The organism is Paenibacillus sp. FSL H8-0048 (assembly GCF_038002825.1).
In the GTDB taxonomy this organism is placed as follows: domain Bacteria; phylum Bacillota; class Bacilli; order Paenibacillales; family Paenibacillaceae; genus Paenibacillus_AQ.
Genome location: NZ_JBBODF010000001.1, coordinates 873172 through 898225 on the forward strand (window position 1 = coordinate 873172; position 25054 = coordinate 898225).

Genomic DNA, 25054 nt, shown 5'->3' on the forward strand with positions numbered 1-25054 from the left:
CATCGTCAGCTTACAAATCATGCGCTCGAGTGAGTGTAATTTAATACACGTACTTTTGGGGGCTACAATAGGCGATGCTCGAAAAGCGCAATAGAACAGTTTTTCGCACGGGGTGTATCCCAGTAACCGTTTCCGCCCTTTGATTTGTATATGTAGTGTTGACGACTACAGCCTCTTTTAGAATGGATGCGACGGATGCCACCCACTTATTTTCATTCCTGGGGGTGACAAGGTCTCTGTCTTGTCATGCCTGTTTTTCGCATACATTCGGCCCGTTTGCCATCCCGCTGCCCAATGCTAATCGGTTTTTCGCATACATTTGGCCCGTTTGCCATCCCGCGATCCAATGTAGTAGGTTTTTCGCATATATCCGCCCTGCTCCTTCGCAACCGCACGATCCCATGCCAGTAAAAAGAGCAGCGCCCCCTTTACAGGAGGATCGCTGCTCTACTCTACTGTTACTTATGCTTTTAGTCTTCGGCTTACTGATTTAGCAGCAAGGCCAACACTTTCGCACTCTCTGCGCGCGTTGCATAAGCCTGGGGCTTGAAAGCCCCGTCCGGGCTGCCCGCAAGGAAGCCAAGCGAACTTGCAGCACCCACGGCCTCCTTCGCCCAGCCGCCGATGGTTCCGGCATCGGTATAAGCGGCTGGTGTTCCTGCCGGAGCCGGGCTTCCCGAGCGCAGCTCGTAAGCTCGCACAAGCAGCGCGGCCATCTCTTGGCGCGTGACCGGCGCTTCTGCTGCGAACCGGCCGGCCGCATCTCCCTTCACGATTCCCGCTTCATAAGCGGCTGCCACATCGGCCGAATACCACTTGCTGCTGGTTATGTCAGCGAACGAACTCATGCCCTCCGCCTTTAGCCCAAGCGCGCGTACAAGCATCGTAACAAATTCGGCACGGGTCACTTCCCGCTTCGGCGCGAAGCTGTCCCCGCCGTTGCCGGCAATGATATGCTTTGCTGCCAGTTCCTGAACCGCCTGATAGGCCCAGTGCCCCTGCCCCACATCGGCAAAGGTCTTGTCATACTCAAGCACAGCATACTTGCCGGATTGCGGAACCTGTACAATCATCAAGCTCTGTTCGCTGGTTCCCCCCACATATTCAATCGTCCCGTCATCTGCTACCGCGTACACACCAGCCAGCTTCCGATTCCCGTTCTCCTGAAGCTTCAGACGAAGCATGACAGGCTCGGTGAAGGAGGCCAGCGGAGTCTTAACCCCTTGCTGATTCAGTACAGACAGACTGAGATTGAACATTTCTCCGGCTGTTCTCAGTTCAGCCTTATTCTTCTTACCCGCTTGAAGAATCCAGGCTGTCTTCTGCTCTGGGGACGATGGCTCAAGCACGATAGACATCATCGAGCCCTTCAGCTGCTGTCCTGCCAACGCTTGAAGCTGCTGAACAACCTTACCTGGAATTTCTATAGCCACGGTCTGGCCCTCCACCTTCAGCGCAGCGATTCCCTTAAGCGCCGCAGCGTCTGCCGGAATTCTTACTTCCTTCTGCCCTTCGGCCACTGGAATCACAATCTGGTTCTGGGCATTCACCTTCGGCTCCGTTACCGTCAGAATCTCCGGCTGCGGTGTGGCCTGCGGTGCAGCTGACGCTTGTGCTGTTGCCAGCGGAGCTGTCCAGCCTGAACCGGAGCCCGTTCCAGGTGCCACAGCCGGACTTGGTGCCGGACTGGCTTCCGCACTTGGCGCAGGATTCTCTTCCGGAGGTGTTACCGGTTCTGTAACCGGAGGTGTTACTGGCTCTGTTGTTGGAGGTGTTACAGGTTCGCTTGGTTCACTGGGTTCGCTTGGTTCACTTGGAACTTCAGGTGCAGTTGTGCTATTACGCACGAAGGTCACCTCTTGCAGATAACCGTAATGATTATCTGAGTCCGTCATGACTTTGAAGCCCAGCGATGCGCTGCCGTCTTCCCCTATGTGCACATGCTTTAGCGTCAGAGTCCGGGGCTTCAGCCAGGCGCTGCCTGAATAGGTAACCGGCACCGAATACGTCTGTCCCTCGGAGATCACATACATCACCGAACCGGGAGAAGGCTCTCCCTTGTCCCCGAAGATTTTGGCCTGGAAGGTATAGGTTCCCGGCTCCAGTCCGGTAATTTCATGAGTAAGGCTGAAGTTAATGGGCTTGTCATCCCCGTAATCGAAGCCGCCTGAAGCATTGCTGTCTCCGAAGGTAGCGGGCTTGGTGCCGCTCAGATACCAGTCGGACTTCGCGCCGTTCACCGTGAGATTATTAGTGCTGACGGCTCCGGCTTTTTTGACCAGCTTGAAGTCATCAATATTCCCCCACTTGTCTCCCGCGTATTTCAGATTAGCGCCTAGTGTCAGCGTTCCATCTGTAACCTCAACGGTATCAATGGTTGGATTACTCCAATGCTGCCAGCCTGTATTGACGAACGGCTGCTTCTGATTACCTGCAAAGATCTCTGCCGTCTCTTCCCCGCCGTTACCCGAGACCCAAGCAGATAACTGATAGGTACCATTCTCAAGTCCGGTGACCGTCTGGGAGATTTGGAATTCCGCAGCCCCTGAGCTCCAGTAGTGCAGTGCAGCCGAACCGGAGTGGGCATCTGACTCCACATTGACCGCCGTGCTGTCGCCGCTTACGGTCCAGCCATTCAGCCCGTCCTCGAAGCCTGGATTCTGAATGAAGCTGGTGCTTGGCGAGACTGTAATCTCAGTTGAATCTGTAAATCCGCCGTCATAAGTAACCGCTGTTACGGTGGAGGTCCCGGCAGCAAGCCCGGAGATCGTTCCTTTATACTTGTCTACCTTAACGATGGTTTCATCAGAGCTGGTGAAGGTCAGCCCCTTATAGGTTGCATTTCCCGGGCTGATCGTTGCCTTGACGCTGCCGGTTCCGCCTACTTCAAGGATAGCGGTCTGTTTCTCTACTTTTACCGACTGAACGGGTACCCGGTTGATTGCAGAAGCACCTTCAATAAAAGCATCCATCGCGAAGGAAGGCTTTCCGTCCGGGTTCCAGGCAGACAGCCCATAGCCGAAATAGACTCCCTCGGGTGCCCAATAGAACACGCCTGTTCCCTGGCCGCCAGGTACGGCCTTCACGCCGTTCTGCACAGCAACCAGCATGTTATATACATTATCTACATTCTTGCTGACATCGCCGCCAACCTCGACGACCATAACCTCCTTGCCGTATTTTGCAGCCAGAAGATTCATGTTGGAGGATAGTTCATTAATGGAAGAAGTATAGATAGAATCCGGATAATAGGATAACCCGATGATGTCATAATCGCTGTCCTTAAGCCCTGCTTCGACCAGCCCGGCATAGAAAGGATCTACACCGCTATCTGCTCCGTTGGCTCTGTGAATAATGATTTTGGTCTCAGGAAAAACAGCCTTGGCCGCATGTGATCCCGACTGGATCAATTCCACCAGATTCGCCGTATTGCTATAGCTGCCCAGCGGATGCATCATCCCGTTATTAATCTCATTGCCAATCTGCACCCACTCGGGGGTTACCCCCGCAGTCTTCAGCGCCTGCATTACCTCGGTGGTATACTCCGAGACATGTGCTTTGAGCTGCTCCAGGTTATCACTCTCCCATGCTGCCGGAGTAACCTGCTTCCCGGGATCGGCCCAGGAATCACTGTAGTGCAGATCAACCATCACCCGGAAGCCGAGAGCGCTTACACGGGAGGCCAGCTGAACCAGCTCTCCGGTGCTGTTATGCCCGTTAATCGGATCATCGGAGGGATTGACGAAGGCCCGGAGTCGTATGGAATCAATGCCGTGATCCTTCAGAATCTGGAGCAGGTCCGCTTCGTCTCCCTGATCGTTATAGAATTTGTAACCCTGAGCTTCCATTTGCGGCAGCCAGCTGACATCTGCGCCCTTGGCGAAGGATTGCGGAATCGGAGCCGCTCCGGCTTGTGCCGGTAATCCAAGTGCAGTCAGCGACATGATTAGCATTGTAAACGTAAGAACCGCTGCAAGCCATCTTGTTCTCTGTTTCAAATTATTACCTCCCTGTGATAGTCTCCCTGTAAGTATAGATGACCAGAAAGGTAACATTGAATTAAGCAAAGCAACGAAAACCTATACTTATTCAATTTTTTCGCTGAAATGCGCTTACATTTCACTCTGAAAGACGTATAATATTTTCTATGTGAAATATAACCAAAGGAGACCTAGAGATGCTGGATTTAAACACTACCCGTCTAATCACCAAAGCGATAAGCGCAAGCATTGCCAATAAGGAAATTGCCGGTGCGAACTTCATGGTGATTCAGGACGGACATGAAAGCTGGTATCACGAAGACGGTTTTGCCGATATTGAAGCTGGCCGTAAAATGTCCAGGGATTCGATCTTCCGCCTCTACTCGATGACGAAGCCGGTTACTGCCGCAGCCGTTATGCTGCTTCTGGAGCGTGGGGAGATCGACCTGTTCGATCCGGTCAGCCAGTACATACCCGGATTCAAGAATCAGAAGGCGGAAAAGAACGGCGAGCTTGTGCCCGTAACTCGTGAGGTTGATATTAATGACTTGCTGAACATGACCTCCGGCCTGGTCTACGGCGGAGAAGGCTTGGCAGGTCAGTATACGGAGTTGTTGTACCAGGAGCTGAACAGCCGCCTGCTTGGCACGAACCCGATGAGCACCCTGGAATTCGCTAACCGGCTGGGTGAGGGTCCGCTGGCCTTCGAGCCGGGATCCTCCTGGCAGTATGGAACCTCTGCGGATGTACTAGGTGCATTGGTTGAAGTTGTCAGCGGCATGCGGTACGGAGAATTCCTGCAACAGGAGATCTTCGGTCCGCTGCAAATGAACGATACCGGCTTTTGGCTGCCCGAAGACAAGCGAGAGCGGCTGGCCACTGTCTACCAGGATGATGGCGAGGGCGGATTGACACCGTTCTCGGAGAGTCCCCTGGGCGTTAACCATCATATGGACCGGGAGGCAGCTTATGAAGCAGGCGGAGCCGGACTGGTCTCGACCATTGAGGATGCTGCCAAATTCACCACTATGCTGATGAATCAGGGCAGCTTGAACGAGGTGCAGCTGCTGAAGCCCCGCACCGTTCAGTTTATGACCTCGGCCAGCTTGACCAGCTGGCAGCAGCAAGGCTTCAACCCCTGGCATTCGCTGCAAGGCTACAGCTACGGCAATCAGATGCGCGTCCTGACCAATCCGGATCAAGCCGGAGGACTCGGCAGCCTGGGAGAATACGGCTGGGACGGCTGGCTGGGAGCTTATTTTGCCAATTGTCCGCTGGAACGCCTGACCCTCCTGTTCATGATCCAGAGAAAGGACTCCGGTACCCTGCCCATTACACGTAAGCTGCGGAATATCGTATTAAGCGCATTATAGGCACAACGATAAGGGTCCAGTCTTTGTCCGGCTACCCGGACAAGAACTGGACTCTTTTTCTGGACTTTTTATAGTAAATGAGCGGCTCTGTGTTCCCACTCCACCCCTACCATTTGCCTTTCGCCCTGTTGGCAGCAATCACTTCAAGGAAGCGGTCGGGATAATTGGTGTGCACTCCGTCTACTCCCCAGGAGTAGGCTTTATCCATATTGAGCTGGTAGTTCACCGTGTACGGGATGATCTTCAGCCCGGCCCTCTTCACCTGCGCTACATAAGCAGCACTAATTCCCTGGAAATTGGGACTGATGCCTACGGCATAAGTCTTCACGGTATCCAGATAGGACTGAGTCACCCTTGTAGCCGCATAATCATTCCATACCAGCTGATATAGCGGGATATCCGGGTTGATCGCATGAAGCTTCCGCAGACTGGCTGCGCTGAAGGAGTGTACGGATACCCTTTTGGCGAGATCATATTTCAGAATCGTTTCATTCAGGATCGCTTCGATCCCGAACTTCGGGGCAGGCTCCTTGATCTCGATCACATAGCTCATGTCCTTGCCGAACATCTCGAATACTTCCTCAAGAGTAGGGACGGTAAGTCCAATATAGAGATCTCTGGCGAACATCGGGTAAGCCTGATTGAACCATGAGCCTGCATCGAGCTGCTTGATCTGCTCCAGGGTCATATTCTTCACATAGCCTTTGCCGCTGGTGGTACGGTTAACCGTCTCGTCATGAATCACGACCGGAATCAGGTCCTTGGTCAGATGGATATCGAGCTCAATCGAGTCGGCATTCATCTCACGCGCCAGCTCGAAGGCGGCAAGCGTGTTCTCAGGAGCATAACCGGACGCGCCGCGGTGGGCAATCGTATAGACTTTGTCTGCCGGTTCAATGATCTCCTTCACTTTCACCCGGATGACCGGAGAATACGCGTACAGGGTGGAGAACAAGGAAATACACAATACAATATGGACTCCGATAAAATAACCCTTATGTCTGAACATCTTCATCATGCTGTTGTCCCCATTTGTGTGATAATAAGATACTCTATTCAGAATGGGATAACCGTGACTCCTGAGAGTGTTTGGACTTCCATCTTGAAGCTTATTTATCGTATCAGACATTTATCGCCTAAACAATCCACTGTCTCCATATCTCCATGCAGCGCAAAGAAACCAGCCCCCTTGAGGTCCGGTTTCTTTGTGTTACGGGAATAGGCTCTGCCAGAGCCCAAGCCAATTCGCTGAGTTTCGCCCCGTTAGATTACCAGAGTTGCTGTAACAGGATAATGATCCGAAGGGTATTTCCGGTCGAAGCTGTCGGTTACCGTCCGGGTCTTCAGCACCTTCACCTGCTTGTCCGTAAAAATATAATCGATCTCCTGAAGCTCATCCCACGGAATATCGTAGCGGAAACCGGTGAATGTACCCCAGGGACCATAGTGTGCATCAACTGCTCTGCGGGTATCGGTCAGATGTGCTATAATCTCCCGGTAGCAACGTTCGTCCGGTATGGCATTGAAATCCCCTGTCAATACAACCGGGAGATTCCCGCTTTGATTACGAATCCAGTCCAGAATCATCCGCGCACCGCGGTATCTGGCGTCCTCACTGATATGGTCCAGATGGGTATTCACAAAGTGAATCCGATTCCCGTTTCTTGTATCCTGCAGTCTCACCCAGGTGCAGATCCGGTTGTAGTCAGCACCCCAGGACTTGGACGGAACCTCCGGCGTCTCCGATAGCCAGAAGGTGCCTCCGTCTTCCTTGGTGAATACGGACTTGTTATAAAAGACCGGGCAGTGTTCGCCTTCAGGATCATGATCACGGCTGATGCCCTCCACCTCATAATCCTCAAGTGCTGCCAAATCCCTCAGCTGATTGCCCCGCGCCTCCTGCAGTCCGAAGACGTCCCAGCGGTAATGCCGGATCATGCGCAGCATATGCTCCTTGCGGAACTCCCAGCTGTTCTCTCCATCTGCCGTAGTGTCCAGGCGGATATTAAAGGAAGCCATTTCGTAAGTACTCATCGCTGTTCTCTCCTCCATACTTGTAGTGGTTATAACTTCTAACACTGTTACCTATTAAAGTCTATTATTCTTCGCGACACTGCGCAACTGGTGTTCCGGACAGGAGACACCGCATCCTATACACCCTATATAAGCCAAAAAAGGCTTACTCTACGGAAGGCGAATACCTCCGCTGAGTAAGCCCCAAGGCTGGTTCAGAGCATAGTACCTGCTAAGCCAGCATACTTGCCAGTTCAGCAGAAATCCGGTTTCTGGCCGCATCCGCCACGCTAAAATCCATTGCTGCGATATATATTCCCTTTAATTCATCCCGGTGCAACTTGGCCTTTGCCAACGCAGCTATTGCTGTTTTCATTGTGGCCTTATATTGTGCGCTTATTTCCTCTAGCGGACCGGCGAGGCGCTCATCCGTTCCAGGTGCAACAACAGCTTCATAGGTATCGATGATTACGTCTCCTGCCCGCTCCGGGTAATATTCATGCGGGCTGGTGCTGTCAAATATCGCAAAATCAAGCTCACGCACAATAACCATATCCAGACTGTGGGGATCAAATCCGCAATGATAGATTTCCGTATCAAAGCCCCTCTTCTCCGCCTCAGCGGCGATTTTGCGGAGGATGGTTGATTTGCCGGTTCCGGCCCGGCCTTTGAGGAAGAAGCGTCTGGACAGCCCTTCGGTCAAATTAGGCACAAAGTCAACCGATCCTGCCGGCGTTGCTGCGCCCAGAAACCGGTGCTTCACTTCAGCACTCTTCTGAAGATTCGCTTCGCCAAACAACTGTTCCAGCATTAAGGCCGTTAGTTGATCCGCCTGGCCGAAGTCCATATGCTCAAAGTAGATCTTTTCCCATTCGTCATGAATGTTCAGGGCCTCCGCAAATCTGCTGTACGCTGCCGCATAGGCATCCGCGGTCTTCCGGTTCAGCTCCTCAATGATCCCCCTTTGGCCGATAAGCGCTGCCGAGTCCCGTGCTTCCCCCAGGTTCACGTATTCCTCAATTACTCCGGGAGCCTTAGGCTCGATCACATGGGGCGCAGTCCCGTCAACAATGCCCACGCCAAGCGCGGGAATAATGACCCCGTCAATAGAATCCTTATCGGATGAACAATGGATCAGCTCAATTTGATAACCCCGCTCTGCCCATTCTGTGCCGATTGCTTTCATCAGCGAGGATTTGCCGGTACCGGGTCCGCCTTTCAAGATGAATATCCTCCGGAGTCCTTGAAGATTTGATTCGAACAAACTGTAGAAGCCAAGTGCCGTATTCCCGTCGGCAAAATATCTTAAAATTCCCGCAGCCATACATCCACTTCCTTTCCTGTTGCCGCCTGATAGGCTTATAACCATACAATATGCGTCAGGTATTTGTAAGGTTCCGGCAGCGATGAGAAATGCCGTTTCCACTTGATTCCGCGTGAAGCTGCTAAACTAAATGCCCGCAGCCGCCATCCGGGCAAGCACCTTCTCCCCTCTGGCCACCAGATCCCCGCCGCTGAACTTTGGCAGCACCAGTTCGGAGACGATGCTCCCGTCCCTCATGAACAGTACCCGCTCCGCCCTGGCGGCGACTCTCGTGTCATGGGTCACAAGCATTATGGCTGTGCCCGCTTGATTGATGGCCACCAGCAATTCCATGATTTCCTCTGCGGTCTTTGAGTTCAGCGCACCGGTTGGCTCATCGGCAAATAGGATCTCCGGGGTGTTGATCAGCGCGCGGCAGATTCCGGCCCGCTGGAGCTGGCCACCGGATACCTCCGTGGTACGCCTGTTTTCCAGACCGGCAATGCCTGTCTGGATCATCAGGTGTGCCGCTTTTTGCACGAGTTCCGCTGTATTCCTCTTGCCATCCTGCGCGGCGGGAAGCATGATATTATCCAGCAGATTCAGGTTCATCAGCATTGTAGGCTGCTGAAAGATAAACCCCATCCGGGTACGGCGAAGATCCGCAAGCCTATTTTCCCGGAGACCGGATAATTCTGTATCGCCAAATTTGACCGATCCCTCTGTAATCTCATCCATGCCGCTGAGCGCGAACATCAATGTCGTTTTGCCTGAGCCTGACGGTCCCATTACAGCAACAAATTCACCTTCTGTTATATCTACGTCTACTCCATTCAACACTGTCGCCTTTTCTATACCCTTGCCGTACGTTTTCACGATATGGGTACCTGTAATAATGCTGCTCATCTGTTAATCCTCCTTGATATGCCCGGCAATTGGTAAGGCCTGGATGCCCGAAATCCCTAACCTGGCAGCGGCAACGACACAGCCTGCAATTAGCAGAGGCGAAATGAAATAGACAAACCACGGGTCTACCGCGAACTGAAAGGCTGCTGCGCCGAAGGAAGACACGATGGCCACCCCCACAAGCTCTCCCAGCGTATTTGCCAAAAGCGTACCAGTGATGACACCAGCCACCAGCACGGTGATGGAACGCGAAAGATACTGCCTGCGAATATCCCTGCTGGTGAAGCCGATAGCTTTCATTATCGCAATGGGATAACGATCCTTCATCACCAACATATTCATAAATAACGTTGTTACCAGAAGTGTGAGCAGGACGGTTGCCAGAGTAGAGACTATTGATGCCTTTTGTATAGACTTACGCATAGGACCGAGCATCTGCCCGATGGTCTCGTCGATGCCGGTAATTTTGGCTGAGGGGAATTGTTCCCGGTACTGTGATATGGCTGCCTGAACACTCTGACGGTCCCGGAACGTAACCGCAACCCCCACGCTTAGAATCTCCCCGTTATTCATGTTGAAATTAGCCTGTGCTGTACGCCCGCCGTTCGTGACATCGGAGTAAATCCCGCACACCTTCAGGTGCTTTTCCATGCCGTCAACCCTTACGATGAGCTCATCCCCAATATTCTGTTCGAGGTCTTCCGCATTCAGTACCGAGAGGGCGATCTCTGCTTCCGCTTGCGGCGCACGGCCTTTGGAATACGTAATAGGAAAAGCGGAATAGTCCCCAAAGGTCACCCGCAGCTTCTCCAGCGTTCCTTCATCTGTTCTTCTCTCTAGCATCCGGCTGGTGAATAATGCATATTTCTCAACATTCTGATCTTCATCCAGCCGGGCTGCAACCTCCTGTGCCTTCCCCTGAACATCCTCCACCCGTGTCCGCAGCACTCCGATATTCACATCGCTGATGCCCATCCCCATATTGGTGATGAAGCTTGGGGCAGAGATTGTACGGCTGATATTATACGGCACAATCATAATGAATGAAGAGATCACCAGCACTATCGTCATGGTGACATACAGCTTCTTGCGGGATAGCACATCCTTGACGCCTATAAAGATATTTCGGGTGAACAGTCTGTTGTGACTCAGCCGGAAGCCTCTGGCCGGTGCCGAGGATTCGCGCGAAGTACCGAACCTCACCGCCTGCGCCGGGGAGATGTTACGGAAGCGCTGCAGCACACCATTCACATATAGCATGACCACCACGCAGATGAGCACTGCGCCTGCAAGCCCGCAGAGTAATCCGGGGAACCGGCTCCCGCTATCGCCCATGTACAGACGTATATTTTGCATAAAAGGCATTTGGAGCGGCAAAGAGGCCAGAAAGCCCAGCACACAAGCTGCACCCGTAATCGCACCATATTTCGCAAGGTACAGCTTCTTAATCTGTGATACCCGTATCCCGATGGCCTTCATTACGCCTATTTCCTTATAATCCTCTTCAATCGTTGCCAGTAGCGTAAAGCGAATGCACAAGAACGCCACGATGATGACCAGTATGCCAATCAGTACCAGCACAGCAATCATAATGCCATCCGTAATGCCGTTGATCATCTTCACCTGATTGTACGTGATCGCAGGCGGACCGTTGGCCGGGAGTCCAGCATCCAGATAAGCAGCCTCAAATGCCGGATAGTTAACCCCATCCAGTAGCCGGAATTCAATCAGGTGCTCCAACTGTCCGAACTCACGGACCCGCTCGAAATCCGCCGGGCTCACAAGGAACCTTTTGGAGCTTACAAGCGCCGCATTCATGGTCGAATCCCGCAAAAACCCCGCAACATGGAAGGAAATACCATGGATCTTCACTGTATCTCCAAGTACTGCCTTCCCTTCCTGCCTGTAATAGACAGGGACATAGATTTCACCGTCAGCCGGATGAATCACCTTACCGTTTAAGTCCAGCAGGTAGTCGAATTTCTCACCCTGTACGGAAAGGCCGTTGTCCTGTATGCTTCCGGCAAGCGTATCATCCCCGATCACAATCTCTGCACCCTCGATATTGAGGAACTCCAGCACCTGATATTCCTCAACACTTCCATTCGTCTCCGCGAAGTGCCGCAATTGATTCATATCAACCTTGCCAGTATGCATTTGCATGAAGTGGAGCGCCTTCGAAGATCGAAGCATGTTATCAATCGCGCCGGACAGATTCACGGTCAGCGATGCGGCGAGCGAGGTCAGCATGGCGGCAACGAGGATGAATACCATAATCGTGGCGGTAATCAGCTTGCTTTTGCGCAGATCGTTATTGATCATTTGAAGATACATGTCACTCCTCCGTCTATTTGTGTCCTTACAGATTTATTTTTTGGGAAAATCGAGGACAAACTCCTTCGTATAAGGTGAAGCTGCGTTCAATACACTAACCCCGCCGGAATGCCGTTCCATCACCTTGTGCACAATAGCCAGCCCGAGCCCGGTTCCGCTGCTCGCACTTCTTGAAGCGCTGCCGGATACAAACGGCTCGAACAGATTGCCGGCGATAGACTCCGGAATCATTGCTCCATTATCGGCAATATGGATTGCAATCCGGCCAGATTCATCCGTTAATCCCACATATAGCAGGCTGCCTGACGGGTTATGACGGATTGCATTGGTCAGCAGATTGTTGATGGCCCGGCTTATTTCCAGCGGGTCTGACATGTAAAACACGGGCTGGCCCGGTAATTGCAGCTCTAAGCTCAACTGCTTACTTTCGATTTCACCAAACAGAGCAGCGCAAGATACTCGAAGCAACTCCACAAGATCAACCTTCGCCAGCTTCAGCTTGTATTCAGGTGCACCCAGCTTGGAATAGGCCAGCAGCTGGTCTATCAATTGGTTCATCTGCCCCGATTTCGCTTGGATCGCCAGATGGTATTCCCGCTGTTTGTCCGGTTCCTCAACCAACCCTCCTGCCAAAGCCCCTGCATAGCCGGAGATTGTTGTCATAGGAGTCCGCAGGTCATGGGCTATGTGCGAGAACAGCTGCATCCGTTCACTCTCTATGCTCTTCCTCTGTTCTTCTGCATCCTTCAGCCTCCGGGCCATATAGTTGAACGCATCCCGCATTTCTCCAAATTCTGTTTCGGTCTCAAAATCCAGCTTGATCTCCATATCGCCCGAGGTCACCGCCTTGAACCCTTCTTCCATCTTCCTTACGGGCTCCATAAGCTTCCTGTTGATCCCGCGCCCGAACAAGGCAATCCCGATAACATAAACGGCGGCTGTAATAAGAATCCAGATTACGGACAGCGTGACCTGAAGCGACTCCGTTCCCTTAGCCAGCGGGGAAGAGGCCAGCTCCGCGAAGTTCATCCCGTTCTTCCATGTCAACAGACCGAACAATAACTCCAGGACCAGCAGCGTCAGCGCAATGCCGAAGGTGTAGCCTATGAATCTGCGCATGATGACTCCTCTGAAGCTGCGCTTGTTCTTCACGGCTGAACCTCCAGCCGGTACCCTAATCCCCGAACGGTTCCAATGGACACCCCGCAGCCGCCGGGAAGCTTGGCGCGCAGCTTGCTGATGGCCACCATCACCGTATTATCATCCACGATAGCCGTCTCCTGCCAGGCCGCTTCATACAACTGCTGTTTGGTATATACGCGCCCTGGGCTTTGCATAAACAGCTTCAAGATGTTAAATTCTGTTGCGGTAAGGTGGATCGCGGTGCTCCCCCAGCTTAGACTGCAAACAGATATATCCAGGCAGAGCTCCCCTGCCATCAGCTTATCCGCTGCGGAATCCGCTTCAACTCCGCTACTGCGGCGTAATTGGGCTTTAATCCGCGCAAGCACCTCCAAAGGGTCAAACGGCTTAGTCACATAATCATCCGCGCCAAGGTCAAGCCCCAGAATTTTCTCGTGATTCTCCGTCTTGGCACTAACGACGATAATAGGCAGATTGCTGTACTCTCTCAGGCCCTTAATTAACTGATAGCCATCAAGCTCCGGCATCATGATGTCGATGACAGCCAGATCAATCCGTGCAGCGGCCGCCTGCTTCAATGCTTCCCGGCCGTTACCGGCCTGAATCACGGTATATCCATCCTTTTCAACATACAGGCGCAGGAGCTCCCGGATCTCCTTCTCATCATCCACTATCAGAATTGTTTGGTTCATCATTTCACCTCTCCTCCTGCCCATCCCGCAGGGCTGTAAGTCCATTATGTTGGCTCTACCTTTCAGTTAAACACGGGTTACCTTAACATTGCCTTAAGATTTATCATACGAAGCGGCTGTCTAAGCAGTTTATAGAGGTTCGGTCAAAACTCACCTGCCCCATTGACATTTTATTCCTTGAGTTGTAAAATAACGTTGTTATATAACGATGTTATTGAAAATATGAGGTGTACGATGCCGCCAAAAAAGCAAATCACAGCTATTCAGATTGTAGAAAAAGCCTTTGAAATGGTACGTCAAGAGGGCTATGAATCCATTACCGCTAGGAAGCTTGCCCAAGCGCTCAACTGTTCCACACAACCGATCTATCAGTCCTTCACCGACATGAATGGCCTTAAGCTTGCTCTCACCCACAAAGCCCAAGAGTGGATGATGAAGTTTATTTCCATGAACGGGGATGCGGATTTACCTGCTGAGTTGTCACGTATCCTGGGATATGTCCAATTTGCCAATACGGAAAAATATCTGTTCCAGCTTATTTTCGCCTCCGGCGGGGGGAACAGAGAAGCTGATCAGCCGTTTATGCCCAAGGAGAGCGGAATCGACTTGAACATGATCATTTATGCTCACGGCATTGTTATGATGATGGCCTACAATACACTTCCATTGCCATGGGATACCGTTAAAGGAATGATTGTGAAGGCGTACGATTCTTTTAAGAGAAGTGATCAATAAATTGGGGAGGAGGTTACCGATGAACACTTACACACCCTTACGCATACAAAAGGAACGCACTCATATATTCTCACCCAGCATTACCATTGCAATGTTAGGAGTCATTCAGGGGGATGTCTCCGATCATGATCTAGGTGCGGCCATTGCCGCAGCAGTATCCAATCATGAAATTTTAAGCTGTAAAATAACATTCGACGAGCAAGGAGAAGCCTTTTATGAAAAAATAGAGCAGCCGCGGATTCATATCGAGCCGTTTGACCGTGATTGGAAGGCAGTTGTGCAGGATCAGGAAACGATTGCTTTTGATTGGGCTAACGGCGAACTGATCCGTTTCTTTGTTAAGCGGCAACAGGACAGCTTCCAATTGCTGATTCTCGCTCACCATCTGACAGGCGATGGCCTGGCAGTCTCCTATTTACTGAATGACGTTCTACACGCGTTAAATGGAGATGAGCTGATTTATAAGCGGCTGCAGCTTTTTGATCCAAAGACGGTTCCTCCTCGTTCCAAACTACCCCCGTGGATGCGCATCATTCTTCACGGGCTTAACCGTAAATGGAATTCAACTGGAAAGGCATTTAATTATACAGAATATCAGGAGATGTATCAGAGCTATTGGAGTAGCCGAACAACTAAAATTTATTGTAAGGAGCTTAATGAATCGCAGTTATCCGCTTTGAAAGAAACCGCCAAACGCCAGGGAATTACCATTAACAGTTTGCTTACGACAGCCTTCGCTAAATCGGCTCAAGGTCACTCTGACATCGGCCTGGCGGTTAGTGTTCGTCCAAAAAACTATCGGGGAATGGGTAATTACGCCACAGGAATTTCAATCCGGTACCGTTATAACAAGACTCACGATTTTGGGGCGAACGCCCATAAGGTACATAAACGAATTTATAAGAAATTAAATAATCATAAAGCGAAGTTCTTCTTGCTTCAGTTCATGAATGAAGTATCACCGACACTGATTGATGCTGCCTATTTCTCTGCCTATGGTGGCTACGTGAACAAAGCGGCTCACACCGTTTCGAACCTGTTCGGCTATGGAGTAAAGCCCAAGAGCATCAGCATCACCAACCTGACTACACTAGATATACACAAATCACAAGGCAAATATAGCTTGACCGCAGTCAACTTCGTACCCCCTCTTGTCCCAAATGCAAGGCGGATCGTTGGCATCTGTACCTTTGAGGACCGGCTAACCCTTTCATTACATGTGGCAGGCAACGATCTGTTGTCTGAGGAGAAGGATTTTTGGGAATCATCTCTGCGGGAATTAACATTCCCTCACAATGAAAACGGCATCCCCATCATGAAATGACAGGAATGCCGCTCTTCTATATCGATTAAAGGCCCATATATTTCTCCACACCCGACGGGTCCATGACGACCATCTGCTTGTTGCCGATCAGCTTGATCAGGCCGGAGTCCTCGAAGCGGGAGAACTTCCTGCTGATCGTCTCCCGGGTCACTCCGACATAACTGGCCAGCTCTTCGCGGGACAGCGGCAGGTCGATATGAACGCGTCCGCCGCGCGGCTTGCCGTATTTCTCACTCAGCTCCATAATCATATAAGCGATCCGGATTTCCGGGTCCTTGGTGGCCAGACTCTGCGCCAGATTCTCGGTGTGGGCGAGGCGTTTGGTTACGCTTGAGAGCAGGCGCAGGGAGATGTCGGGATTCTCGGTCATTAGCTGCTCCATATCGCTGCGGGTCAGCAGGCAGATATTGGTGTCTTTCAGCGCATACGCACTGAAGTTGCTAAGCTCGTCACTGTTGAAAATACTGAGCTCTCCGAAGAAATCCCCGTTCGTCAGGATATGTAAAATCTGCTCCTTCCCTTCGGGCGTGAGCTTGGATAATTTCACATGTCCCTGCTGAATAATGTACAGCGTATCGGACGGCGCGCCTTCGAGAATTAGCGGCTGGCCCTTGGTGAATTTGCGGTGCTTAATCATCGCGCTGATCCGGGTAAGATCCTCGTCGGTCAGCGCGGCAAAAATCGGTACCTTGCGTGTACAAGGTTCTGCGGCGTGCTGGCAGGAATGCTCTTTCATACCGATTCCCCCTGTAATGTGAAATGTGAAGCCTTAGCTTTAATCCTCTATTGGGTAATTGTATTCTTCTCTTCGACAGGTACGAAGTGGCTGGTATCCTCTCCGCAGACCGGGCAGACCCAATCCTCCGGCAGATCCTCGAATGCTGTGCCGGCGGCTACATCCTCATCGGGATCGCCTACCGCCGGGTTGTAGATGTAGCCGCAAGGGGTACAGATATATTTTTTCATCGTAATCAGCTCCTGTTTTTATGGTTAGTGAATTAATTCAATACAGCCTGCGCCTCAGTTATAATCTCTTCGATGCTCTTGCCGTCAGCACTTCCGCTCAGCCGGACGCCTTGCTCAACAGCCGCCTTGTAAGCCAGCGAAGCTGCAGCACCCTGCCAGGACAACGCCCCGACAATGACATGATCCTTCACAAAAATCCGTGTGTACGCTCCATTCTCTTCACCGCATACCGACTCATCGCAATTCCGCTCATCGGTGTTGCCAATGGAGAATAAGGACACCCCGAACGCATTGAACAAGGTTACCGGAACCGCTCTGCGGTACACACTCAGGGCTTCAGCCATATTGCTTCCTGCGATCTTGCCCTGTTCCATTGCTCCGCCCCACAGGCCTTCCACCAGCCCGCCGAACTCTGCAACGTCCCCGGCTGCATAGATATTCGGAGCACTCGTCTGCAGATGTTCATCCACAATGATGCCGCTGCGGACCTCAATCACCGAGCCGTCAACCAGAGCAGTATTCGGAACAATCCCAATCGAGTAGACCACATGGTCACACGGGAAGCTCGTGCCGTCATTCAGCGTAACCCCGGTGACAACCTCTGTCCCCTCGATGGAAGCCACACCCGCTTGAAGAATCACCTTCACCCCTGAATGTTCAAGGGTTTCTTGCAGATGCTTGGAAGAGTAGCTGTCGAGCTGTCTGCCCATCAGGGCAGGTGCATATTCAACCACGGTCACCTTATACCCTGCCTCGTGAAGCGCCCAGGCGGTCTCAATCCCCTGCACCCCTCCGCCAATGACGGTTACGCGGCTGCCTTCCTTAAGACTGTCCTTCAGCCGGTCTGCGTCAGCCAGCTCCCGGATGGTGTGTACGTTGGCAAGTCCGGCACCCTGGATGGTTAATGCGCGGTTCTTCGCCCCCATGCAGAGCAGCAGCTTATGGTATTCCACACACTGGCCGCTCTCTGTCTCTACCGTCTGGCGCTCCGGATGGATAGACACGATGCGGGTGGACGACTGCACGGTGATGCGGTTATCACGGTACCATTTCTCCTTCTTGATCAGAACCTTCTCGCTGTGCAGGTCGGTGAACAGGCCTTTGGTCAGCTTGATCCGGTTATACGGCAGGCCGCTCTCTTCCCCGATAATCGAGATTTCCGAGTCCGCGTCCTGATCGCGGATCGCTTTGGCAGCATGGACGGCGGTTACACCGCCCCCAACGATTACGTAATGCTTCGACATGTTCGCTTCCTCCTCCCTAGATTGAACTGAGCAGCAGATCCGAGACAAATTCGGTTGCATGCTTAATCTTCTGGACCTTCTCAGGCTCTCTTGGGGAGAATCTCACCCGGACAGGGAATTCTACATGGGTCATACCGGTGGTTTTGATCACATCGGAGGTGCTCTGTATAGTCATGTTCGTTCCGTTCAGGTAATCCTGAATGACCTCGATGGCTTCTCCGCTCCAGCCGTAAGAGCCAAATGCCGTAGCAAGCTTGCCTTCCAGGTTCATCTCCTGCATGCCCTTCAGCACTTCCTCCAGGTTCCCGATCATGTCCGCATACTTCGTGGAGCTGCCGATGAAGACGGCGTCTGCCGATTCGATGCTGCGCAGGATGTCTGCGGTGCTGCTTTTATCTGCGTTCCAGACTTCTGTCTCAATATTGTTCTCCTTCAGGCAATTCTCAATGATCGCGGCCATCTTCTTCGTGCTGTTCTTGATGGTGGTATAGACAATGACAGCCTTCTTGCCCTGGGTGGTCTCCCGGCTCATGGTGGCGTACAGCCCGATGAACTTAGGAATGTCCTCGCGGATCAGGAACCCGTGGGAGGGCGCAATCATGCGGATCTGCAGATCCTTCACCGCTTCCAGCAGCGTTCTTACATATCTTCTGTGCGGGTGGATAATCGCTGCATAATAGCCTTTGTAATCTTCCGTGATATCGAAGCCTGCTTCATCGCTGAACAGATGCTCGGCAGCCACATGCGTACTGAAAATATCGCAAGGGAACAGGATCTGGTCTTCCACACAGTACGTAATCATCGTCTCTGCGGTGTGGAGGTACGGCGTTTCTTTGAACAGCAGGGTTTTGCCGCCGATATCCAGTGTGTCCCCGTCCTTCACCACCAGGAAGTTGCGGCTATGCAGCTTATACATCTCCTGCAGCTCCGGCACTGCGATCTCGGTGCAGACAATCGTAGCATTCAAGGCCTGCGCTGCCAGTGCCGCCAGTCCTCCGGAGTGGTCAGGCTCGGTATGGTTAATGACAATGTAATGAATATCCATAAGATCAATCATTCCGGCGAGACACTCGGCATATTCGCGGCCGAATTCCATATCCACGGTATCGATTACGGTCGGCTTGCCGGTTTTGAGAAGATAGGAGTTATAGGTGGTGCCCTTGGCGAGAATCAGGCGGTGGAACGGAACTTCACGGTTGTCTATTTTGCCTACCCAGTGGATGCCTTCGGCGATTTGTCTGGTTTGTGTACTCATTAGTGGTAGCCTCCAATATTTGATTGATAATCCTTATCAGCAACCTCATTCTATTACGCCAGCCGCTTAAAAAGGAGGATTCAAATCAAATTTCGGAAGTTTGTGAAACCTTTCATTTGGCATACTCTAAATGTAGCCTACTTCACAGAAGATGTGGTGCGTGTGGTCACAGGCGGGGAGGAAAAGTCTAATTTCAGTGGATTGGAGCAACTGCTTGGGGCAGCAGTTGGATTTTCAACACTTATTTATCCTAAGACTGCTTGCGAGGATTTCCGCCGCAATAGATGACGTTTATCCAATTATTTTTGCCTGCCTTTGTTCGTAAAAAAATCAGGGACAGCCCCCCACATGGGAAGCTGCCCCTGGCTGTGATTATATACCAGCAGGTTGAATGCCGGATGATTACTTAGAAGGTGCTGGAATATCCTCAACGATTGCAGGAGCCGGCACCAGCTCGGGAGGCGCCTCTGCAATAGCCTCTTTCTGGTCAGGGACTGGTGCCGGGGCAAGCCCGGAATCAGATTGGGTGGCGTTTGCTTTTGGCACAGTTACGGGAGCACTTTCAGCCGGGGCTGGTACAAGCTCAGGCAGCGGCTGTGCAGTGATGTCTGCTTGAGCAGCTCCGGGAGCCACTTCAGCGGGAACTGTTACAGAATCAGCAGATTCAGCAGGCCCGGCAACGAGTTGTCCTGCTTTATATTCCTGGACGGGGATAGTGCTGCTCTCGGCTGACCGGGTGCCAGATACTTTGGCAGGCTCGGTTATTTTACCTTCGGGCACTTTAGAAGCTGCAAGTTCGGAGGCGGCATTATCGGAAGAAGTATACTCCGTGTCGGCGACCACTTGTGGTGTCATCTTAGAGGCCAATGCCGCCGTAGAGGTACCGATCCCTGCAATTAACAGTACTGCGGTAACCGATAGGAAGAGGGTTTGTCTGTTTAGTTTTTTGACGTTAAGCATATGGGTTAATCTCCTTTGTAATTGTTTACCGTCACCGGATAATGAGGCGTAGAACGCTCCGGGTTGACTGGCTGGCCCTGCCATGACATTCAGTATCGTCCCGCCGTAACGCTTACGGTCGGCATGAGACATCTCCTGCACCACCTCCTGGTCACAGGTCAGCTCGCTCCAGGTATGAAGCTCATGACGTACCTTATGAACCAGCGGATTATACCAATGCAAGGTACGGACGAATAGCAATGCAGCCTTGATCCACAGATCCTTCCGCTTCAGATGAACCAGCTCATGGCGCAGCACCATCTCCATATCCAGATTGGCATGGCTGTCTACAGGCAGATAGACCGCCGGTCTCCATAGTCCTGCCAGAAAAGGACTGCGTGTGACAGGACTGTAGGCGAGCTTCACGCTACAGGTGAGGCCAAGCTCCTCCTTGATGCTCCTCAGCATCATGGCTGTCTCACTATTCTCCGGTACCATGGTCCGGTTACGCTTAAGTACTCTGGTAAACCTGCGGTAAGCATACCCTTGCCAGGCGGCAAAAGTGATAGCTCCCGATGCCCAAATTCCTAACAGGACATAGGCGGTACTTGTTGTTAAAGTTAATGTTGCAGGCTGGGGTGAATCTGTTATATTTTCGGGCTTCCAACTCTGGAGATTCTGTACACTTGTGGCTGCACCCGGCGCGATGAAGTGCTCTGATAGCCACGGCATTATAAGAGCTATAGGGAACAAATAAAAGATTAAGGCCAGCTTAATGAGTCCGTAACGCCATCGGGCCGGGAAATGTCCGGTCGATAACCTCTTCAGTGCGTATATACTGATAGTTACTACACTTCCGGCAACGGTTAGTGAAATCAGAAGATTCAGAAGAGTGTTCATGATCATCACCTATTTTTCCGAGAACCATTGCTTCAGCTCATCAATATCCTGGTCCGACAGCTTGTCGCCATCATACATGGCAGAGATCAGATTCTTGACCGAACCCTGATACAGCCCATCCAGGACATGCTGAGTCTCCACCAGCTTATAGTCCTCAGGCGAAATGCCGGGCACATATTTGTTGAGCCGCCCATGCCGGGTAGCCGTCAGAAACCCCTTATCCACTAACCGTGACAAAAAGGTAGATATCGTCTGCGCCTTCCAATCCCTACCCTTATGCGCGAACTGGTTCAGCAGCTCCGTTGAAGTAACTGGCGGCGTACTCGCCCAAATGGCTTCCATTAACTCTAATTCTGTATCCGATAGCTTTTGAATCTTGTTCACCGTGAACACCTCGTATGTCTGTTATGCGTCCATAACATTATTACTACACTACGTAGTAGTTATAATCTACTACAGAATGTAGTGATTAGTCAACTGCGATGAGCTGCCCGCTCAATAGCATCTATAATCTGCTGATACAACTGGTGCGGCAGGTCATGTCCCATGCCTTCAACGAGCATCAGCTTAGCGCCCGGGATAGAGGAAGCAGTGTCCTCCCCGCACGCCGGAACGAACAGGGGATCGTCCATGCCATGAATGACAAGGGCAGGGACTTGTATGGCTGCCAGTAGCGGACGGCGGTCACCGGAGACCGCAATCGCGGCAATCTGCCGTCCCACGCTGCCTGGATCGTAGGCCCGCCGGACTTCCTCCGCAATGAGTGCCCGGTAAGCTGCTTCTTCAAATGGATAGCCGGTGCCGGCAATGCGCTTGGCAAAAGCCATGCTGTGCGCCACAAATCCTGCCTCATTCTCAAACGGATTCGGCCCCGGAGTTGTCATCATCCCCATCACCTCCGGAGAAGCCTGTGAAAGGGAAGGATTCCCGGACGTAGACATGATAGAGGTGAGCGACAGGACCCGCTCAGGGTACTTACTGGCAACAAGCTGGGCGATCATTCCGCCCATGGACCGGCCAACGACATGTGCCTTGTCAATTCCCAGGGCGTCGAGCAGTCCGATCACGTCACCGGCCATGTCATCGAGCGTGTAAGGTATGTCCGGCCGTTGGCCCGACATGAGCGCAGCCGCCAAGGCACTGAAATCCATTGCCGGGTAATGGCTGTAATGTGTCGAGCAGCCCGTGTCCCGATTGTCAAAACGGACCACCCGGAAGCCCCGCGCTGCCAGTTGTTCACAGAATGGAACTGTCCAGCGGATCATCTGGGTGCCAAGTCCGGCAATCAAGATGATGGCCTCGTCATTCTCATTGCCAAAGCTGTCATACGCCAGCTCAATGTTGTTCGTTTGTATAATGTTCATAAGTGGTTTGTTCTCCTTCAATTCTTCTGTAATGCATCTGCAGCTAACTGCTTCACATGGCTGCGGATGTCAGGTGCCCAGTCCTGAGTGTATTGGTCAAAACGCTCCGAATCACCGGCATACAGCGCACGCAGAGCTTCTTCGTAATGGTTGAAATCCCCGGCCATAGCTGTCATAAAGGCATAAGCTGCTTCTTGTGACTTGCGGATGGTGCCCTGCTGTTCTCCGCTGCGCCGGGCGTCATCAACCAGCTTGCGCAGGGTTACGGATGCCCCTCCAGGCTGGGCTTTGAGCCATTCCCACTGCCTTGGCAATAAAGTAACCTCACCGGATACGACCCCCAGCTTGGGCCGTCCGGCCCGGCGCGTGTTCTGGGGATTCACTTCTGTAGCAGCTGACTCTTCTGAAGGCTCAGCTAACCGCGTAAGCACCTCATCTATTTCCCCGTGATAATCTACATCTATCGGCTTCCCCGTGGAATCGTCAAAGATAAGCACCCGGGCCAGCTCGCTGTCACTCAGCTTACTCTTCACCACCGTAACCACGTGCTGTAAGGCACCGCTGGCAGCGATCTCCACTCCCAAAAATGCTGTGCAGTAAGTATTCGTCTGTTCATTAATCGTACTCATGTTATATGTTGACCTCCCTTCTATTTGGCCTAATTATACCCGGGTAAAAATATAAATGCAATATTGCCCGGGTATAATTCTGCTTAATGTGTTCGGTTTTCCGCTACAGCTCCTCCTCTAACCTCCGCGCCTGTCTAATATAGTCGGTTTTTCGATTACATTTGGTCCACACGCCTCCACCGCGCCGAATGTAATCGGTTTTTCGATTACATTTTGCCTACACGCCTTCGCCACACCGAATGTAATCGGTTTTTCGATTACATTTTGCCTACACGCCTTCGCCACACCGAATGTAATCGGTTTTTCGATTACATTTCGCCTACACGCCTCCACCGCGCCGAATGTAATCGGTTTTCCGCCTACATCTGCCCCCGCCCCTCGCACCTGCCTCTACGAGAAACAACAGAAAAAACGGCCCCAAACAAGGGCCGCCTCACCAAAGCAGCAAACCATCGCTGCGTATTCAGTTCACCGATTTATCATATTGCAGGTAGATGACCTGCGTCTGGAGGTACTCGTTCAAGCCGTGCTTGCCGTCAGCGCCGCCGATGCCGGATTTTCTCCAGCCTGCATGGAAGCCCTGCATCGCCTCGAAATTCTCGCGGTTGATGTACGTCTCCCCGTATTTCAGCCGCTTGATGACTTTCATGGCGACATTGAGATTCTGCGTATATAGCGATGAGGTTAAGCCGAACTCACTGTCATTGGCGAGGGCAATCGCCTCGTCCAGGGTTGAGAACGAAATGACGGGAATGACCGGACCGAAAATCTCCTCCTGCACAATCTCCATCTCATTCGTAGCGTCTATGATCACTGTCGGCTCGAAGAAGCTGCCGGTTCCTTCAACTTTTTTACCGCCCAGAGCGATCTTAGCCCCTTCCTGAACGGCACGGTCCACCTTCTGCTGTACCGATTCCTGCGCGGCCTTGTTAATGAGCGGTCCCATCTGGATGTCCGTGTCCTTGAGCGGGTCTCCATACTTCACGGCCTTCATCGCTTCAACCAGCCGCGTGGTGAACTCCTCCTTGATGTCTTCATGGACATAGACACGCTCCGCACAGTTACAGACCTGGCCTGTATTAATGACCCGGGAAGCGACAATCGCCTGAACCGCCAGCTCCAGATCGGCATCCTTCATGACGATAGCAGGCGCTTTGCCGCCCAGCTCCAGGCTGACCTTGATGATATTCTCAGCTGCCGCCTCCATCACCTTCTGCCCTGCCGGTACGCTGCCTGTAAGACTAACCATGCCTACCTTGGCATTACTGGACAGCTCGTTGCCCACTTCCGCACCTCTGCCTGTAATAAGGTTAAATACCCCCTTAGGCAATCCGGCCTGATCCACAATCCGGCTGAACGCCATGGCATTGTTCGGAGATTCCGCGCTGGGCTTCACGACAATCGTGTTGCCGGTGATGAGCGCCGGGGCCATTTTTCTGGCGATCAGGAAGAACGGGAAGTTCCAGGGCAGAATGCCCGTGGTGACGCCGATCGCTCTTTTGAATACAAAAATATGCTCATTATCACGGTCACTCTGCACGATCTCCCCCTCATAACGCCGTGCCCATTCCGCCATATAATCCAAATAATCCGCAGTAAAATGAACCTCTACGGTCGATAATTCCAGTGTCTTGCCGACTTCCTCCGAGATCAGCCTGGCGATGCTGTCCGCCTCTGCCCGGATGCCGTCAGCAATTGCATGCAAATACTTGCCGCGCTCTACCGCAGGAGTCTCCTCCCACTCAGCCTGTGCTTGCTCCGCTGCATCAATGGCGCGTATAACATCATTCCTGGTTGCCTTGGGAACCTGTGAGATGACTTCATCGGTTGCCGGATTGGTCACTTCCATCCACTCTTTGCCTTCGGATTCCGTAAATTGGCCGTTGATATACATCAAATGCTTGGTCACTGTTTCTCCCCCTCAAGGTAGATTATTCCATTAGCCCACCCATAG

20 protein-coding genes are annotated in these 25054 nt (G+C 52.1%); 3 read left to right on the forward strand and 17 right to left on the reverse strand.

Features of this window, described 5'->3' with window-relative positions; translation table 11 throughout:
• Positions 1–482 precede the first annotated feature (482 nt).
• Entirely contained in the window at positions 483–3998 is a 3516-nt protein-coding gene (locus NSU18_RS03790) for a glycosyl hydrolase 53 family protein (protein WP_341148274.1), read from the reverse strand.
• A 179-nt stretch (positions 3999–4177) separates the two neighbouring features.
• Here NSU18_RS03790 and NSU18_RS03795 point away from each other — a divergent pair, with 179 nt between their 5' ends.
• Positions 4178–5353 carry a serine hydrolase domain-containing protein gene (locus tag NSU18_RS03795; protein ID WP_341148275.1) on the forward strand — a complete coding sequence of 392 codons (1176 nt, stop codon included), beginning with the start codon at positions 4178–4180 and terminating at the stop codon, positions 5351–5353.
• A 106-nt stretch (positions 5354–5459) separates the two neighbouring features.
• On the opposite strand, the gene NSU18_RS03800 is transcribed toward NSU18_RS03795, so the two are convergent.
• From NSU18_RS03800 to NSU18_RS03830, 7 genes are all read right to left on the reverse strand, one after another.
• On the reverse strand, positions 5460–6371 hold the full coding sequence (locus NSU18_RS03800) for a glycerophosphodiester phosphodiesterase (protein ID WP_341148276.1): 912 nt from the start codon (positions 6369–6371) through the stop codon (positions 5460–5462).
• A 245-nt stretch (positions 6372–6616) separates the two neighbouring features.
• Positions 6617–7387: an endonuclease/exonuclease/phosphatase family protein gene (locus NSU18_RS03805; protein WP_341148277.1), complete on the reverse strand. Its 771-nt coding sequence runs from the start codon at positions 7385–7387 to the stop codon at positions 6617–6619.
• 211 nt (positions 7388–7598) lie between these two features.
• Entirely contained in the window at positions 7599–8690 is a 1092-nt protein-coding gene (locus NSU18_RS03810) for a PRK06851 family protein (protein WP_341148278.1), read from the reverse strand.
• Positions 8691–8816: 126 nt separating this feature from the next.
• Positions 8817–9575 (reverse strand): ABC transporter ATP-binding protein, encoded by a 759-nt coding sequence (locus NSU18_RS03815; RefSeq protein WP_341148279.1) that lies wholly within the window; start codon positions 9573–9575, stop codon positions 8817–8819.
• A gap of 3 nt (positions 9576–9578) precedes the next feature.
• A complete protein-coding gene (locus NSU18_RS03820) occupies positions 9579–11909 on the reverse strand; it encodes an ABC transporter permease (protein WP_341148280.1) in 2331 nt (776 codons plus the stop codon).
• A gap of 33 nt (positions 11910–11942) precedes the next feature.
• Positions 11943–13061 carry a HAMP domain-containing sensor histidine kinase gene (locus NSU18_RS03825; RefSeq protein WP_341148281.1) on the reverse strand — a complete coding sequence of 373 codons (1119 nt, stop codon included), beginning with the start codon at positions 13059–13061 and terminating at the stop codon, positions 11943–11945.
• Positions 13058–13747 carry a response regulator transcription factor gene (locus NSU18_RS03830; protein WP_341021832.1) on the reverse strand — a complete coding sequence of 230 codons (690 nt, stop codon included), beginning with the start codon at positions 13745–13747 and terminating at the stop codon, positions 13058–13060. The genes NSU18_RS03825 and NSU18_RS03830 overlap by 4 nt, the downstream gene beginning before the upstream one ends.
• A gap of 231 nt (positions 13748–13978) precedes the next feature.
• Between NSU18_RS03830 and NSU18_RS03835 the strand changes: the two genes are divergently transcribed.
• Both NSU18_RS03835 and NSU18_RS03840 read left to right on the forward strand, forming a co-directional pair.
• Positions 13979–14479: a TetR/AcrR family transcriptional regulator gene (locus tag NSU18_RS03835; RefSeq protein ID WP_341021830.1), complete on the forward strand. Its 501-nt coding sequence runs from the start codon at positions 13979–13981 to the stop codon at positions 14477–14479.
• Between the two features lie 19 nt (positions 14480–14498).
• The gene (locus tag NSU18_RS03840; RefSeq protein ID WP_341148282.1) at positions 14499–15803 is read left to right on the forward strand and encodes a hypothetical protein; all 1305 of its coding nucleotides are present in this window, start codon (positions 14499–14501) and stop codon (positions 15801–15803) included.
• A 25-nt stretch (positions 15804–15828) separates the two neighbouring features.
• Here the strand turns inward: NSU18_RS03840 and NSU18_RS03845 are convergent, their stop codons facing one another.
• From NSU18_RS03845 to aldA, 9 genes are all read right to left on the reverse strand, one after another.
• A complete protein-coding gene (locus NSU18_RS03845; protein ID WP_341021828.1) occupies positions 15829–16539 on the reverse strand; it encodes a Crp/Fnr family transcriptional regulator in 711 nt (236 codons plus the stop codon).
• A gap of 47 nt (positions 16540–16586) precedes the next feature.
• Positions 16587–16769 carry a rubredoxin gene (rd, locus tag NSU18_RS03850; protein WP_036693846.1) on the reverse strand — a complete coding sequence of 61 codons (183 nt, stop codon included), beginning with the start codon at positions 16767–16769 and terminating at the stop codon, positions 16587–16589.
• 32 nt (positions 16770–16801) lie between these two features.
• A complete protein-coding gene (locus NSU18_RS03855; RefSeq protein ID WP_341021827.1) occupies positions 16802–18013 on the reverse strand; it encodes an NAD(P)/FAD-dependent oxidoreductase in 1212 nt (403 codons plus the stop codon).
• Between the two features lie 16 nt (positions 18014–18029).
• Positions 18030–19268 carry an FprA family A-type flavoprotein gene (locus tag NSU18_RS03860; RefSeq protein ID WP_341148283.1) on the reverse strand — a complete coding sequence of 413 codons (1239 nt, stop codon included), beginning with the start codon at positions 19266–19268 and terminating at the stop codon, positions 18030–18032.
• A gap of 402 nt (positions 19269–19670) precedes the next feature.
• Positions 19671–21113, reverse strand: coding sequence for a M56 family metallopeptidase (locus NSU18_RS03865; RefSeq protein ID WP_341150979.1), 1443 nt, complete (start codon positions 21111–21113; stop codon positions 19671–19673).
• Between the two features lie 3 nt (positions 21114–21116).
• Positions 21117–21491, reverse strand: coding sequence for a BlaI/MecI/CopY family transcriptional regulator (locus NSU18_RS03870; RefSeq protein WP_036693854.1), 375 nt, complete (start codon positions 21489–21491; stop codon positions 21117–21119).
• Between the two features lie 89 nt (positions 21492–21580).
• Positions 21581–22471, reverse strand: a complete 891-nt coding sequence (locus NSU18_RS03875; RefSeq protein ID WP_341148284.1) for an alpha/beta fold hydrolase — start codon at positions 22469–22471, stop codon at positions 21581–21583.
• Positions 22472–22488: 17 nt separating this feature from the next.
• On the reverse strand, positions 22489–23100 hold the full coding sequence (locus tag NSU18_RS03880) for a DUF2239 family protein (protein WP_341148285.1): 612 nt from the start codon (positions 23098–23100) through the stop codon (positions 22489–22491).
• A gap of 463 nt (positions 23101–23563) precedes the next feature.
• Positions 23564–25009, reverse strand: a complete 1446-nt coding sequence (gene aldA, locus NSU18_RS03885) for an aldehyde dehydrogenase (RefSeq protein ID WP_341148286.1) — start codon at positions 25007–25009, stop codon at positions 23564–23566.
• Positions 25010–25054: the final 45 nt, after the last annotated feature.

Excerpts from the sequence above, each read along its gene's own strand:
- NSU18_RS03800 (WP_341148276.1), bottom strand. The coding sequence starts at position 6,371 with ATGATGAAGATGTTCAGACATAAGGGTTATTTTATCGGAGTCCATATT.
- NSU18_RS03815 (WP_341148279.1), bottom strand. The coding sequence starts at position 9,575 with ATGAGCAGCATTATTACAGGTACCCATATCGTGAAAACGTACGGCAAG.
- NSU18_RS03835 (WP_341021830.1), top strand. The coding sequence starts at position 13,979 with ATGCCGCCAAAAAAGCAAATCACAGCTATTCAGATTGTAGAAAAAGCC.
- NSU18_RS03860 (WP_341148283.1), bottom strand. The coding sequence starts at position 19,268 with ATGAGTACACAAACCAGACAAATCGCCGAAGGCATCCACTGGGTAGGC.
- NSU18_RS03875 (WP_341148284.1), bottom strand. The coding sequence starts at position 22,471 with ATGAACATTATACAAACGAACAACATTGAGCTGGCGTATGACAGCTTT.
- NSU18_RS03840 (WP_341148282.1), top strand. The coding sequence starts at position 14,499 with ATGAACACTTACACACCCTTACGCATACAAAAGGAACGCACTCATATA.
- NSU18_RS03820 (WP_341148280.1), bottom strand. The coding sequence starts at position 11,909 with ATGTATCTTCAAATGATCAATAACGATCTGCGCAAAAGCAAGCTGATT.
- rd (WP_036693846.1), bottom strand. The coding sequence starts at position 16,769 with ATGAAAAAATATATCTGTACCCCTTGCGGCTACATCTACAACCCGGCG.
- NSU18_RS03865 (WP_341150979.1), bottom strand. The coding sequence starts at position 21,113 with ATGATCATGAACACTCTTCTGAATCTTCTGATTTCACTAACCGTTGCC.
- NSU18_RS03855 (WP_341021827.1), bottom strand. The coding sequence starts at position 18,013 with ATGTCGAAGCATTACGTAATCGTTGGGGGCGGTGTAACCGCCGTCCAT.
- NSU18_RS03880 (WP_341148285.1), bottom strand. The coding sequence starts at position 23,100 with ATGAGTACGATTAATGAACAGACGAATACTTACTGCACAGCATTTTTG.
- NSU18_RS03845 (WP_341021828.1), bottom strand. The coding sequence starts at position 16,539 with ATGAAAGAGCATTCCTGCCAGCACGCCGCAGAACCTTGTACACGCAAG.
- NSU18_RS03795 (WP_341148275.1), top strand. The coding sequence starts at position 4,178 with ATGCTGGATTTAAACACTACCCGTCTAATCACCAAAGCGATAAGCGCA.
- NSU18_RS03830 (WP_341021832.1), bottom strand. The coding sequence starts at position 13,747 with ATGATGAACCAAACAATTCTGATAGTGGATGATGAGAAGGAGATCCGG.
- NSU18_RS03810 (WP_341148278.1), bottom strand. The coding sequence starts at position 8,690 with ATGGCTGCGGGAATTTTAAGATATTTTGCCGACGGGAATACGGCACTT.
- NSU18_RS03805 (WP_341148277.1), bottom strand. The coding sequence starts at position 7,387 with ATGAGTACTTACGAAATGGCTTCCTTTAATATCCGCCTGGACACTACG.